The 15,197-nt window shown below is 56.3% G+C and carries 6 protein-coding genes; 2 read left to right on the top strand and 4 right to left on the bottom strand.

Translation table 11 applies throughout. The features are described 5' to 3' along the window. From I2G69_RS13710 to I2G69_RS13695, 4 genes are all read right to left on the bottom strand, one after another. The coding region (locus I2G69_RS13710) for a TIM-barrel domain-containing protein (protein WP_195560962.1) at positions 1–4,209 on the bottom strand (4,209 nt) is incomplete at its 3' end. Between the two features lie 525 nt (positions 4,210–4,734). Then, positions 4,735–5,337 carry a hypothetical protein gene (locus tag I2G69_RS13705; protein ID WP_195560961.1) on the bottom strand — a complete coding sequence of 201 codons (603 nt, stop codon included), beginning with the start codon at positions 5,335–5,337 and terminating at the stop codon, positions 4,735–4,737. A 50-nt stretch (positions 5,338–5,387) separates the two neighbouring features. Further along, positions 5,388–6,647, bottom strand: a complete 1,260-nt coding sequence (locus tag I2G69_RS13700) for a serpin family protein (RefSeq protein ID WP_191405796.1) — start codon at positions 6,645–6,647, stop codon at positions 5,388–5,390. 15 nt (positions 6,648–6,662) lie between these two features. Further along, a complete protein-coding gene (locus tag I2G69_RS13695) occupies positions 6,663–7,673 on the bottom strand; it encodes a DUF4349 domain-containing protein (protein WP_243254976.1) in 1,011 nt (336 codons plus the stop codon). A gap of 650 nt (positions 7,674–8,323) precedes the next feature. On the opposite strand from I2G69_RS13695, the gene I2G69_RS13690 reads away from it, so the two are divergent. Together I2G69_RS13690 and I2G69_RS14480 are read left to right on the top strand one after the other, a co-directional pair. Further along, positions 8,324–9,787 (top strand): helix-turn-helix domain-containing protein, encoded by a 1,464-nt coding sequence (locus I2G69_RS13690; RefSeq protein ID WP_191441788.1) that lies wholly within the window; start codon positions 8,324–8,326, stop codon positions 9,785–9,787. A gap of 294 nt (positions 9,788–10,081) precedes the next feature. Beyond that, positions 10,082–15,169 carry a glycoside hydrolase family 97 catalytic domain-containing protein gene (locus tag I2G69_RS14480; protein WP_195560960.1) on the top strand — a complete coding sequence of 1,696 codons (5,088 nt, stop codon included), beginning with the start codon at positions 10,082–10,084 and terminating at the stop codon, positions 15,167–15,169. The last annotated feature ends 28 nt before the right edge of the window (positions 15,170–15,197 follow it).

Raw genomic sequence — 15,197 nt, 5'->3', positions numbered from 1 at the left:
CACCGGCAGGCCCGCTTCGAGATCCCCAGAGATGTATCCAAAGTTTACCTCCAATACATCGTCATGGATGCTATAGGCCATCTCGTCCTTGATCGCCTCGTTCGGCGTAACCTCGGTGCAGGTCATGCCTTCCGGATACGTCATGATCATCTGCAAGCCTGCTACAGGCCCTTCCAGCGTATCCAGGCCGCCGATCGTGCCCTTCACTTCAAACTCGCTGCCCGCTGCAACCGTCTCCGGTGCTTCCAGGCCAAGATCCACGTTTGCCTCCTGCTCAGGCCCATTCAAGGTTGCGGCCACAAAGGAGACGTTGCCGCCGTTCTGTGCAACGAGTTCATAGCGCACATACAGCGTACATTCAGTTTCTGCTTTCAGGTTAATGGTAACCGTGCGGTAGAAGTTGGTGTCCATGTTTTCAAAGTCATAGACCTGGTTCTCCGTCACGCCGGAAGCATCGTAAACCGTCAACCGGCCTGCGCCCTTCCATCCACCGATATAGAGCTTCAAGGTCTTTTCCTGCGGGCCTGCCTTCACCTGCAAGGTAAAGTCGCTGCCCAGCTTGCTCTGCTGCAAACCGGTGATCAGATCGGTTGCTTCCTTATCCGGGGAGCCGTCCGTCCAGCTGAATGCTGTCGGATGATCGTCAAAGTCGATGAGGTCAGCAGAATTTGTCAGAACCAGCTGCTTTTCCTCGACTGCTTTGCGGTTGATGATAGAGGTCGATGCCTGGCCAAGGTGGATCCAGTCCAGGTTGCCCTCTTCGGTCAGGTTTACTTTCGCCGGATACTGATCCGTCACTTCAACCGTGCGTTCCACTGCCTTATTGTCCTCTTCGCCGGGTTCTGCGTTCGGGTCGCGGAGCGCTGCCGCTGCGAAGGTGATATTTCCGTCCTGGGTTCCATCAGCCGTCTTTGTGTAACGAACCACCAGATCCGTGCCGGTATCCGAGGTCATGTCGATGGTGACCATACGGTAATAGGATTTCTCTTCATCGCCAAAGGTATAGGTGTCGATCTCCGTGTCCGCGGATTTATCGAAGACTTCCAGTTTCGCCTGGCTCTTCCATCCGCCGATGAATAGGATCAACTGTTTCGGCTGCTCGGTCGCCTGCACGGTAAATTGGAAGCTGGCGCCGGTATCAAAGATAACCGAACCATTGCGGGTTGCTTCTACATTCTGGATCGGCAGGCCGTCCGAATAGCTGAAGGTTGTGCAATAGTCGGTAAAGCCGGCTAAACTGCGGGCATACTGCTTGAGGAAGGTGATCTGCGGGGTGGTGGTATCCTTCCGCACGGTCTCTCTGTAATCGTTGACGTTCGGCTGTACCCAATCCAGGTTGCCCAGGGAAGTCAGATCCACAACATACGGCATTTCGTCGCTGACGTCGATGGTGCGCTCCACGGGCTGCTTATAGCCTTCGTAAGTCTGCGGCTCGTCGTAGTCGAGGTCCGGGATTTCCGGGTCAACCGGGTTTTCGAAGGTAGCAACCAGCTGCATCGCCTCATAGACGTCGCCGGAGACTTTCACTTCGTAAACCACGCCGTCCGCTGCGCCGCCTTCCACTTCCATCGGCATTGCGTCGGTATCCTGCTCCACCTTCGTGAAGGAGAGATCGTCTGTGCCGTTGCTCACGCTCTGCAGCTCGCCCCAGCCCTCCGGCTGATGGATGCGCACGGTCCAGCTGCGGTCGTTGAAGCACCGGTCGCCGTCAAAGGTTCCGTTTGCCGCACCGATGACGATGAAAACCTTGCCGTCCACAAACTTCGTGGAGAGCTCGGTGGTGCGGAACATGCCTTCCTGATAATCGTTGGAAATGGTGTCGTCCTCATAGAGGGTCGTGGTATCGCTCTGACGGGTGGACGGATAAACGTCCAGCGTCATATGGCTCCAATCCTTCTCCTTCGTGGTCATCATCTCGTCGGCCAGCGGGATAACGGAGCCCTTGCGGATGTACATCGGGGTCTCGCTGATGGGGGCCTCTACTTCGATGCTGCGCGGGCCATAGATGGTCTCGCCGGAGAATGCGTCAATCCATTCGCCTTCCGGGATCCACACGGTGCGCGTGCAAGTATCCTCTACCTTTTCGCCCTGCGGGATGTACTGCATCTTGCAGATAGCCTCGTTCTCTCCGTCATAGTACTCGAAGCGCAGGTCATACGTTTCGCCGGCCTTCAAGATGCCCTCGGACGCCAGCGCAGTGGGCCCCTGATCTTTCCAGGAATCGACAAACATCTCGTCGTTGATAAAGATACGGGCGCCGTCGTCACTGTAGGTCTGGAGCTGGACGTCCTGGTCGCCGATGGTGATCTTGCCAGTGAAGCGGATGCTGAAATCGCCGTCGTTCACGCCGAACGCCGGGGAATCCTTGCCCCAGTCGAAGTTGATGTTGTCAACCGTCTTGACTGCAACCGGCTCGCCTTCCAGATTTTTGTTGTTGAAGAACTCTGCCTTCAAACCCTGCTCCCCGTCCGGGGTCTTCAGCCATGCTGCGGGAACCGCTGGATCGCCGCCCTCGGTATCGGTGATGGTGGGCGCAATCAGGATATCCTCGCCGAGCAGGTACTGGTCATTTCTGGCAGCGCTCTCATACTCGGGATATTCGAAGTCCAGTCTTCTGACCAATGGCATACCGGTCTCATAGTTCTCATGGGACAGGTTGTAGTAGGTCGGAAGCAGGCGATAACGCAGGTTGACATAATCGCGGATAATGTTCAATGCATCCTCGCCCTTCAGCCAAGGCATACGGCCCTCGTCCGCGGAACCAACCCAAGTGCAGTGCGGGCGGTAGATCGGGGACAGCGTGCCATACTGCATCCATTTGACGTACTCATCCGCCGTCATGCTGTCGGTATTGGTCATATGGCTACCGATATCGGAGGAAATGTACGGCAGGCCGGCGATTGCACCGTACTGTACGGTGAACTCCAGCTCGTCCTGCAATGTCTCCTGGTGGCCGACGGTGTCGCCGGTCCAGGTGATGCCGTAGCGGTGCTGCGCAACATCCGGCGCGCCGATGTCGGCGCCGTTGGAGCTGCCGTCGACGTTGCTCATCATGAACAAACGCTCGTCCGGATACACAGCCTTCTGTGCATACGAATAGATGGAGGCACCGATCGCCTCATGGGTGAAGCCCTCCGGCGCTTTGATGGTCGTGGACCAGTTGCGGTCGTACCACCAGCCCTCAAGTCCCAGATCCAAAATGTGGGTCAGGTTATCAAAGCGGAACTTCACTTCATCCGAATCGATGGCGATGCGTTCCTCGCCTGTCCCATCGTCCCTGGTCGGCTCCGGATGGTCGTTGAACATGACGTTGACGCCCATGTCGTTTGCCTCCTGGAGGAAGCCTTCCATATCCGGGAACAGATCGGTGTTGATCTCATAGCCGGTGCCGCTGGTTCCGATGCTCTTGCGCCAGTCGGTATCGATAACGAGGTTATCCAGCGGGACCTGATAGGTCTCATGGTAATCCCGGATCTGCTTCAACGCCTGTTCCTGGGTGTTTGCATAATAGCGGCTGTCCCATGCGCCAAGGGCCGAAAGCGGAAGCATCTCGGTCTGGCCGGTCAGCTTGTTAAAGTCCTTGCGGAGCTGTACGCCGTCGCCCTGCGGCAGGAAGACGTACATATCCGGGGCGTCGTTGTTTGTATCAAAGCCGTTGGTGTCCACGTTTTCCGTGTTTTCCGCCGGCTGCGGTGTAAAGCCCCACTCCGGCACGGTCATACGCGGGGTATCGCTCATCTCCCAGGCATACACTTCCTCGCCTGGATCGGGCAAATAGACCTTGCTGCCCGGCATGCCCTTATATTTCCACAGGAGGTTGCCCTCTTTGTCGGAAATGGTGATGCCGGTGATGTCCTGCGCATCCGCGGGAACAGTGATGTCAAACGCGCTGGTGCGCAGGATGACGCTGCCGTCCACATCTTCGCGGGTAACTCCCGTCCCTTCCCAATTGTCACGGTTGGCAATATGGAAGGTTTCGCGGTCCTCAAACCCTTCCGGCCCCTGTTCTTCCAGACGCACAACCGTCGGGGACAGGACCTGAACGCGCACTCTGCCGATGATTTCTGATGTATACCCATTCTCGTTCACCTGAGCAGCAACCGCGACATTCTCATCCGCTGCGGATGCAAACGTCATCGGTGCGCCGCCGGACAAAACGATGGATGCGCACAGCACCAGGCTTAAGATCCGGTTCTTTTTCCTTTTCATACTCGTTTCTCTCCCTTTTGGACAATCTTTGGATGGTCGTTAAAACATCCAAACGGTTCATCCGGTGAAACAGGAGTCCCATTTCACCGTTTTTTGTGGGCGGCAACCGCCGCCCTGCCCCAAATGAGTGGGACAAAGCTCTCTTTCATGGCGGCAGCGTAACCTGTGCGCTTCAGCCGTTATCCCCTCCTTTCCGGAATCAGAAGGAGCACTATTGTGAATCCACTTTGCTACAGTCGAAAAAGTCTGCACATCCAGCTGATCCGCAATAGAATATCCACAATATTTCCCTCAAATTATGCGTAATTTTAGATACATGTCTATGATATCTTAAATGGAAATCCTTGTCAATGGAATAAATTGTGGTGTCCTAAACTATATTGCGATTTTATTTTAAACGAGCAAAATTTGACCACACAGTTACAGTAGAAGGATTTCTTGCTCTGGCCTTTCTGGGCTGCCATTGCGCCACAAAAAGCCGCCCGGCAGTTTTGCCGGGCGGCTTTTTGATCTATTTTATTTGGATCAGGAAATCCACACATCCATTTGCTCTGCGTCAATTGTCCATGTGTCCCCATCCCGCTTTAGGGTTCCATTGTTCGTCCCAACAGCGCCCAAAGAGCTGCTGTACTTGCTGGCAGAAAAGGCGGCACGGTCTTCCCCTTCCATTGATAAGGACATCGTGAGAAGGATTCCATTCTGGAAACCGTCTTCATTCAGGAGTCCCTCGTCTCCCAATTGCTCCGCTGTGGCTTCCCGGGCAGGATAACCGCTTTGCTCTTCTATATACTGGAGCAAATCTTCTTTTCCATCCTCTGAGAGATCGAACGCCGTCATATCCACCGCGATCAAAGCAATATCGCTGTTCAAGGCGCTGTCCAGCGGGTAGATCCAGTCAAAGACCGCTTTGCCCGCTGCCAAGGCCATTTGGTCTTCCTCGGAACGTTCGGCCTCTTGAGGGGGATTTTCCGCTTCGGATGCATCCCCCTCTAGGATCTCCGATCCGTTGCTGGAAGGGGCCGGCTGCGAGGAAGCGGCAAAGCCCCCTGCCGGCGGTTCCGCACGGCATGCAGCGAGGGCCGCTGCACACAACGCTGCACAAAATAGCGCTGCCGCTTTCTTTGCCATCGCCCGTCCCTCCTTTTGCCTTTCCACCCTTCCGCCTTCTGGCACGCGGATTATTCCGCTGTCGGATTCTGCACCGTGCCGATAAACAGCGGCAGGTTGGTTTCGGTATCCACAATCGCGCAGACAAACGGCTGGTCAAACCAGAGCTCCACCGGCTCGCCGACCGGCATGGACATGCGTGCGATCATCTCGACCGCCGTTGCGGCGCCGGCTTTTGCGCCCGCTTCGTCGACTTCGATAAACGCCTTATGCAGCACTTCATTGACCGAGATGTTGCGGTTCTGGTACGTGCCGAGTTCGGTAAAGTCCGCCTTCTGCACGTCGAACGCATCGGTCAGGCCCATCTGCTTGAGCGGCTCTGCGAGTTTTTTCTCATATTCAAACTTGAATTTGGGCAGATGGCTGTTCGCCTCTTCCACCCCGGCGGACTGCATCAGGGAGAGCCACTTTTCGCCGGTCAAAGACTTGACATACTGCTCCACATTCTGTCCCGCCGGGGGCAGCACTGCGGCCAACGCCAAGCGGCCGTCTCTGAAATATTTCAGCATGCCCTGTGCGCCGCCGTCCTTCAAATAGGTCTCCTTGGAGGTCATAAAGGTAGCGTTTTGGTCGCCGCCCGCCGCATGGAAGGTCCCCTGCTCCACCTGGCTCTCGTCATAGGGGACCATCCAGTTTGCTTCAAACAGGACGGTATTGATCAAATACATGATGGCGTCCTGGTCCATTTCATCCAGGATCGCGGGGATCTTTCCCTCGGTATTGTCGCTCACCCATCCGTTGATCCGGTCCAATGTCCCCGGCTCCTTGAAATCCTGCTGGAAAATGCCCGCGCCATAGTATTGGGCGTTCGTATTGAGGAAGGATTGGTTCACGGTCAGCTCTTTTGCCGTATCAAACCAGATGGAATCTGCAATGCGCAGCTTGCGGTCCTCATTGGAGCGCAGGCCATAGAGGAGCTTCGCATTGTTGCGGTTGATCTCCTCCAGGCTGACCTTGCCGCCCCCCAGTACGGATTCGAACTGATCGAGCGTGTTTTCCTCCGCGCCGTTGGCAGTCATTCCCAACGCCAGGTAAACCGAGAGCGGGGAAATCACGCTGTTCTTCTGGGAATCCATGCTGTTCTGGAAGAGCTTCATGGAGAAATCTGCGGCGGCAGAAGCGTAGTTTTGCTCCTGCTGCTCCTCGCTGATCAGCGTAGGTTCGTTCACAGACGCAACCGGCTCTGTATCTGCCGACGCGCCCAGCGCCGGCATACTCATCAACAGGGCGCATACCAGCGCCATCGCGGTGATTTTCTTGAATCGTTTCATCGTTGTTTCCTCCGTTTATTCATTTATATTGGGATCTTTGTTCGAGTTTTCTTCTGGATCATCTGGACCATCGGAATGGGTTTCGGGCAGTTGCCCTTTCTTTTTTTTGCGGGAACGCTTCCAAAGCCGCACAATGAGGAGCACGGCCAGGCATACAGCTGCCAGGAGAATCCAGACCGGCAGGCCGCCCACCACAAAAACTAGGACGGCCTCCCCGAATTGGCCCAGGCCCGCCATGGTGGAATGGAACTGCGCGGCGATCCGTTCCCCCAATGTGACAGGCGCCTGGGTGACTTCGGTTTCCCTGGTGACCTCCCGTAGGTCGATGGTGACGGTCATATATTCGATTAAAGAGTCATAATTGCGCAGGGTGCCTGTCAGCTTTTCAATCTCATAGGTCACATCGGAAAGCGCTTGTTCCAACTGCACAATATCCTCCAGGGAACCAGATTGTTCCAACAGCGCCAGGAGCCGTTCTTCCTGGGTGCGCAGGCTTTTGAGGCGGGCTTCAATGTCGTAATACTCGTCGGTGACATTCTGCACGCTGGAATCTGTCCGCAGGACATTCCCGAGCTCCGCGGTGCGCTCCTTGAGCTGGGCCGCCTTTTCCTGGGGAATCCGCAGGATGTAGTGCGCAAAGCGCAGGCTCTGCCCGGAAAGGCCCTCGACGCTGGACTCCTGCACATAGCCTCCTAAGCTCTCATACAAGCTTTGGATTTGTTCAACCGAGTCGTCAAACTGTAAGGTCTCAATCTCATAGTATAAGTTTTCAATCAGTTTTTCGCCGTCCGTGGGCCGCGCCGCCGTATCCAAGCCTCCTGCGCCCGCATCCGTCTCCACGGCGCTTTCCTCATTTGCCGCTTGCGGCATCGCGCCGCCCACCGTATCCATCGCGCCGTATTCCGCAGAGGGGGATTCAGCGGCCGCTGTCGCATCCGTCCCATTGCTCTGCCCGCTGCACGCGGTCAGCCATCCGCTGCAAAGCATGGCCAACCCGATTGCCAGCGCAATCCCTTTTTGCTTCATCTGTTTCAATCAAATCCCTCCTATCCTTTCTGTATCCGCCCCCTTTGTTCTGTCATACTCAATACACGGCGGCTTCCTGAAATTTTTCAAGAAAATGGTTACAAATGGATGACAAATGGAATCCAAACAAGAGGCGTGCCGTTCTAAAAAATACAGGGCTGGAACAGTCGGATTGCCGTCCCAGCCCCGTATTTCACAAACAGTCCTTGTAAGCGGATTGGTTTGCTCCCCCCCCGGCGGCCCATCTGGAAGCATCGGGCCGCCCCGCCGGACAAGGCAAACATCTTTTCCCCTCCGGAAGATTTTTGGGGTACTTATAAAGGATAAATCTTTTTCTTCCTTTTGTCTTTTCATTATTTTAACGGGATTTTGGAATGTTTTATCCAAAAACCGGCGTACCCCTGAGGCAAAGCGCCCGCCGGATTGTATCCCGCAGATATTTTTGCCAGCGCCTGCCCCTTTGCTTCCTCACAAAACCCGAGCGGTTTGATTCACAAATTTTATAGGAAAAGCATGCTACCAAAGCCTTTTTCAGTATGTTATACTGGATATAAAGCAAATTGTGCCATTTTTTTGAACCTTTTAGGAAGGGAAACAAGGATATTATTCGAGCAAAGAAAAGGTAGAGGAAGGAGGAACAAGTACAATTTATGTCGGTATTTTCGCAAAAATTACAAGCCTTGATCCAGCCAAGGATCGACAAGGGACAGCTCACCATCTACGGTTTGGCACGGAACAGCAAAATCGACCGGTCCAGCCTCTACAAATTCATCAACGGGGAACGGCTGCCCGCCAGCACCGAGATCCTGAGCCGCCTTGTGGACGCACTCCGGCTAAGCCCCACGCAAGCCTTCGAACTGAGGGCTGCTTACGATATTTCACGCATGGGGGAGGAGCGCTACCGACGCAGGCGCCACACGCTTGAATTTTTAAATTTTTTCAACCAATATGTGGGCACGCAACCTGCTGAAACGCTTCCTCCTCCGGAACCCCCGCCCCTTCCTTCCGGATGCTCAGAAGTCCGCACAGGGGTCCTTCCGGTCAACAACCTTGTCCAAGCGGTGGTGGGGGCGGAAACCGCACGGCCAAACGGGGAAATTTTGGTCATCGCACAGCCGGACTACGATTTCCTGATCCACACCCTCTCCGCATTGACTTTGGGGCGCGAATGCTCTGTGCAGCACATCCTTTGCCTGGAGAGTGAATCGCAAGAGGAGGATAACCACTACAACTTAGGCTGTCTGCGGGCTGTCGTGGAGCTGATGTTCTCCCTCAAATCCTATCAGCCTTACTACTATTATGACAACATCACCTCCCATTTTAAAAACAGCAATTCCCTCCCCTATCTGATTGTCACCAGCGAATGCGCCCTACAGCTTTCCTATAATCAAAAATACGCGGTATGCCTGCGCGGCGCGGAATATGTTGCCTTTTTCCGCAAGCTCTTTAACGACGCCCGGAAAAACGCCAATCTCATGCTCTCCACTCTGGATACGGTCACAGATAATATCCGCTTTTACCAAAACATTTTCCAAAAGTGCGCCGCACCGCACTGGGTCTGCTCCTGTAGCCCGCACATCCTCCAGTCGATGGATCGGGAACTGTTCGAAAAATACATCTATGATATTCCCGGCCGGGAAGAGATCATCCAAGCGTTTCTCGGTTACTGCGATAGGCAGAGGGCTTTTTTACAAGAAAAGCATGCCTATATCGGCTTTTTCACACGGGAAGGCATCGACTATTTCTGCCGTACCGGGCGTTTCCGGCAAACCCCCAGCTCCATCTACGCCCCTCTGGAGCCGCGCGACCGCTGGGAACTTCTCCGGCGCTTTTGCGAAGAACAGCCGCCCGCCTTCAAAAGCATCTTGCTGCGCAATAACCCAACACCCTTCCCGGCACATTTGGAAGTGATCGCATTTTGGGATGGCTCCATCGCTTTTTCCTATGAGCATACCCCCCATCAATTCCGGGTTATGCTTTTGTTTGAAAAATCTTTAACCTCCTGTTTCGAGGATTTCTTTACTTATCTGGAAAACAGCCGCCACGTTTTTAGCGTCTCCGAAACCAAAGCCTTCCTCCGGCAAAAGATGGAGGAGTTGGAGCGCCTGTTTTGACCCATTCCAGCCGGGAAACAGAACCCTATCCGGCGGGCTGCATTATGCCAAAGCAAATTTTATCCCCCTCTCCGGGCCAGCACATCGCCCGGAGAGGGGGATTCTTCTCTTCCATTCGCTTTAATTTCAAAATATTTCTTTTATAATTCAAATTTGTAATAAAATATAAATATATCCTGTGTTTTAATAAATTAACAAAATGCTCTAAATATCAAGATATCTTCTTGAATATATTTAGAGATTTACCCTAAAAAATAGCGGGGGTCACCCGCCGAGAAGGAGAGAGGAGTTATCATGAAAGGAAAAAAGGCAAAAGCGCTTCTAGCCATGCTATTGGCTGTGCAGATGGCCGCTTCCGGCGCAACCGTCGCGTTTGCGCAGGGGGCCACGCTGGATGTTGCTCCGCAGCCCAGCCAAGTGCTGGTGGAAGAGCAGGAGGGCGTCGTCTACCTCAGCGACCTGCAATGGACGGACATGACAACCGCTTGGGGGGAACCCCAAAAGGACCAAGGCCTGGATGAAAACCCCATCCAATTCCGGGATGGCAACGGCGGCCATATCGTCTACGAAAAGGGCATCTGCATCCATGCGCCGTCCAGCTTGACCTATTCGATCGAAAACATGGGCGTCGAAGCGTTTGAAGCGGTCGTCGGCATCCACGACGGCGACAACAACGACAAGAAAGAAAAGAGCTCCTGCGAATTTGTGGTGGAGATCGACGGTGAAGAGGCCTACCGGAGCGACGTCCGCAAGATGGACAGCGGCCCCCTCCCCATCCATGTGGACATCCCTGCGGATGCGAAAACCCTGACCCTCATCACCACGGACGGCGGGGACGGCGACAAGCAGGGCGACCACAGCACTTGGGCGGACGCCAAGCTGCTGCTGGACGAATCCATTTTGCAGAACTTAAAGTCCATCTCGCTCCAGGCGGACAACCAGATGTTGCAGCCCGGCGAGCAGGTGCCGGTCTCTGTCAGCGGTACCCTGGTGAACGGGGACGCCGCCGTCTTTGCCCCCGGCGACCTGGTATTCACCAGCGACCATCCGGAGGTGGCATCTGTTTCAGCGGACGGCATCGTAACGGCCAACGAAAACGGCGTGGCGCAGATCACCTGCGAAGCGACCCTGGACGGGATCACCCGCAGCGCATCGCTGGAATTCATCGTGGGCGACGAAGTGGAAGGTCGCGTCTGGACGCTTCCCTCCCCCAACGGCTCCATTGAGGCCGTCCTGCGGCTGAGCTCTGAGGGCAGCCTGTCCTACATCGCCATGCAGGAGGGCAAAACCGTCCTCGACTGGGCGGCGCTGGGCATGGAAACCAGCGTGGCGGATTTCTCCACGGGGCTGGAATACAGCGGCGTTTCGGAGATCAAGCAGATCGACGAAACCTACACCGTCCCCTCCCGCAAAAAGGCGGAATACGTCAACCGCGCGCAGGAGCGCACCATTTCCTTTACCAAGGACGGCGTCCCGTTTGACGTGACAGTCCGCTCCTATGACGACGGCATCGCCGTCCGTTATGCGATCCATGCGGACGAAGATTTTGAGATTACCGCGGAAAATACCGCGTTCCAAGTCCCGCAGGGTTCCACCCTCTGGCATATGCCCTACGGCAGCGGCGGGTTCTCCTATGAGGGTTCCTTCTCCGAAAACCCGGTAGAGAGCGTCACTGGCAACCAGTCCATCCCCCTGCTCGTCAAGACCCCGGACGACATCTTCGCCCTGATTACCGAGGCGGACCTCAGCGGCGGCTATTCCGGCTCCATGGTGAAGGCGGACGGCACGGGCCTGTTGCAGGTTGTCCCGTCCCTGGAACAGGGGTCGAATCCGATCAACGCGGAGGCTTCGTTTGTCTCCCCGTGGCGCACGGCGATCATCGGCGGGCTGGATGACATCGTAGAGAACACCATGGTCGAAAACCTCAGCCCGGACCCCGACCCGAAGGTGCAGGACGACTATTCCTGGGTGGAGCCCGGCGTTTCCTCCTGGACCTGGTTGGTCGGCGGCTTTAACATGCAGAGCAACACGACGGAAATCAAGCGCTACATCGACTTTGCCGCAGAGATGGGCTGGGACTACTTTATTATGGACCGCGGCTGGCAGCCGGAAGCCCCGAACCCGGATGGCCAGCGCTATGCCTACGAGGGCTATTTTGATTGGTACGACGAGATCCAGGCGTATGCGGATGAAAAGGGCGTCGGCTTGATCGCCTGGGTCATCTGCGACGATTTGAACACGCCGGAGAAGCGCGCGGAGCGCCTGCCGGAGTGGGCGGCAAAGGGCATCAAGGGCATCAAGGTCGACTTCTTCGACAGCGAGGCGCAGGACCGGATGCAGCTCTATGAGGATATCTACAAGGACTGCGCGAAATATGGCCTGATTGTCAACGCCCACGGCGCGAACAAGCCCAGCGGCGAGGTCCGCACCTATCCGAACGTGCTCACGCGTGAAGCCATCCGCGGCGAAGAGCACTCCCTCACGCCGTTCCAGTATTCGGTGATCCCATTCACCCGCGCAGCCATCGGCCCGGCGGACGTCACCGAGCAGATTTATCCGCGCGGCAGCAACAATACGACGACGGGCTTCCAGCTGGCCTTGTCCGTGCTCGTGCAGAGCGGCATGCACTGCCTAGCCAGCAGCATTGAAGACTACCGCAGCAGCCCGGCGTACTCTTTCTATCAGAATATGCCGGTCGTCTGGGACGACACCAAGCTGATCGACGGCTATCCGGGCGACTTCACCACCATGGTGCGCCGCGATGGGGAAGATTGGTATGGCGCCTGCGTCTCCGTGGATGCACGTGATGCGGAATTCCCCCTGGATTTCCTGGGCGACGGCACGTATTATGCCCTGATCTATCGCGACGGCACCGGCGATAAAAACAGCATGGCCTTTGAGGCGAGGACCGTCACCAAGGAAGATACGCTTTCCATCCCGGTCAAGGCCGGCGGCGGCTGTGCAGTGAAGATCCTGCGCGAAAAGCCCACTTCCCTGGAATCCATTGTGCTGGACCGCACGGAACTCTCTCTGGAAGAGGGACAGTCGGATACGCTGCAAGCCACCCTGCTGCCGGAAGACGCCCTGGTCAAGGATCTGGTCTGGTCCTCCAGCGATGAATCGGTTGCAACGGTCTCCGGCGGAAAGGTAACCGCCGTGAAGCCGGGCACCGCAGTCATCACCGCATCCTCCGCACTGGATCCCGAGGTCAAAGCGGAGTGCACGGTGACGGTCACGGCCAAACCGTTTATCCTCAATGAGGACTTTTGGAGCATCGTGCGCGAAGACCCGGCGAACATCCGGTTGAACGGGGAAAATTCCGTCACCATCACCTCCCAGAGAAGCGATGTTGGTAAACCGGACGGGGACTCCATGGCCATTAAGAACATGGTGGTAAGCGTCCCGCAGGATGAAAACTTTACTGTAACGGTCAAGGTCACTGGAGACCTCTATGCTTCCTTCCAGACCGCTGGGCTCGTGGCCTTCACCGATGAGAAACACCTGATGGGCGCTATGCGCCGCTATCACGAGCGCCTCGGCGGAAACATCTTCGAATGCATGCGCTATGAGGGCAGCTATGATGAATCCACACTCCCCGACGAGCAGAAGGACGTTCCCGCATGGCTCAAGCTGGAGAAAAACGGTACCACCTTTACCGCCTATTACAGCTATGACAATGCAATCTGGGTAAAAATTGACGAGAAGACCTGCAATTCCGTCGGCAATGCCGCGACAGAGGATATCAAAATCGGCGTGATCGCGCTCAACGGCGGCCAAACGGTCAACACCGACATCACCTTCGAGGACTTCACGTATCAAGCAGAGGGCGCAGAGCAGGCGACCGTCCTGCCGTTTGCGGTTGCAAATCCCGAAGCAGAGCCGCAGGAGCAGAACCTGACAGCAACCTATAACAACAAGGACGTCACCTTGACGGTGGACGGCGAACCGCAAAAGATCGCGGACCTGCTCGGCAAGTTCGAAATGAAGGACGTCGCGGACGGCACGGAAGTCGAACTGACCTTTGCGCCGCGCGTGGAAGGCAAGGACTTCCGCTCCGTGACCATCAACGGCGGCGAACCGCAGCTCATCAGCGGCGATTCCTACACCTACACGGCGATGGTCGAAAACGGCGCCGTCAACCTGGACTTCGTATTCGAAGTGACGGACAAGCGCATCCTGGAAGAGACTTACAACTACGCGAAGACCTATGTGGACGACGGCACGGTCGATTCGCTGGTCACCGCGGCAAAGGAAGCCTTCATGGAGGCTTACGACGCAGCGGCAGCGGTATTGGCCGACGACGCAGCAACCCAGGCGCAGATCGATGCCGCCTGGAGCGGCCTGCTGAACGTCATCCACTACCTGGACTTCCAGGCGGGCGACGCGAGCGCGCTGGAAGAGCTGTATAACATTTTGAGCGGCCTGGTGGAGGACGACTTCACGAGCGACAGCTGGGCGGCATTTGCAGAAGCAATGGCGCAGGCAGCGGAAGTGATCGCAGACGGCGAGCCGCTGGAAGCGGACGTCACGAAGGCATACGACGGCCTGCTGAACGCAGCGGAGGGCCTGGTGCGTGCCTCCGATCGGAGCAGCCTGAACGACTTGATCGAGAAGGCGGAAGCAGTTGCGGCGGAGATCGCAGAGGGCAAGTATCTGCCGGACGGCCAGGAAGCTTTCCAGGCGGCGCTCGATGCAGCAAAGGCGCTGACGAAGGACGACGCGCAGGCGACCATCGACGCGGCGGCGCAGACGCTGACCGAGGCCATGGCAGCGCTCCGCAAGAAGGCGGATAAGAGCGAACTGGAAGCTCTGCTGAACGAGCTCGAAGCACTGGATGCTTCCGATTACACAGCAACGAGCTATGCAGCGGTTGCAGCTTCGATTGCGAACCTGAAGACCCTGCTGGCGGACGAGACCCTCGACGCAGAAGAGGGCCAGGTTGTTGTGGATAACGCGGTCGCACAGGCACGCGCGGCAAAGGCCAACCTGGTGGAAGTGAACAACGGCGGTTCGAACGCCGGCAGCTCCAACAAGGGCAGCACATCCGCGAACACTGGCAACGCATACGGCGCAGCGGGTGTTGTCTCCGCAGGCCAGAGCGTGGCGGCGAACGCCTATGTGGTTTCCGACACGACGGTCAACTTCACGCTGAAGCACGGCCAGGCGTATTGCTTCAAGATGACGGTGGTCAACGGCAACGCCATGACGCCGGGCTTCACGGTCGGCAACGGCGATGTGCTCAAGACGCAGTTCGTGGCGAAGATCGGCAACGACTACTACTACAGAGTCTATGCCATCGGCACGCCGGGCCAGAGCACGGGCGTTTATACGACCCTGCCGGGCCAGAACGCTACGAAGCATTGTGCTGTAACCATTGGCTAATCGAAAATAAAAGGGAAGACTTCTTCCC

Source organism: Anaeromassilibacillus sp. D41t1_190614_C2, assembly GCF_015558525.1.
In the GTDB taxonomy this organism is placed as follows: Bacteria; Bacillota; Clostridia; order Oscillospirales; family Acutalibacteraceae; genus Anaeromassilibacillus; species Anaeromassilibacillus stercoravium.
This window is presented reverse-complemented; position numbering and strand designations above follow the sequence as displayed.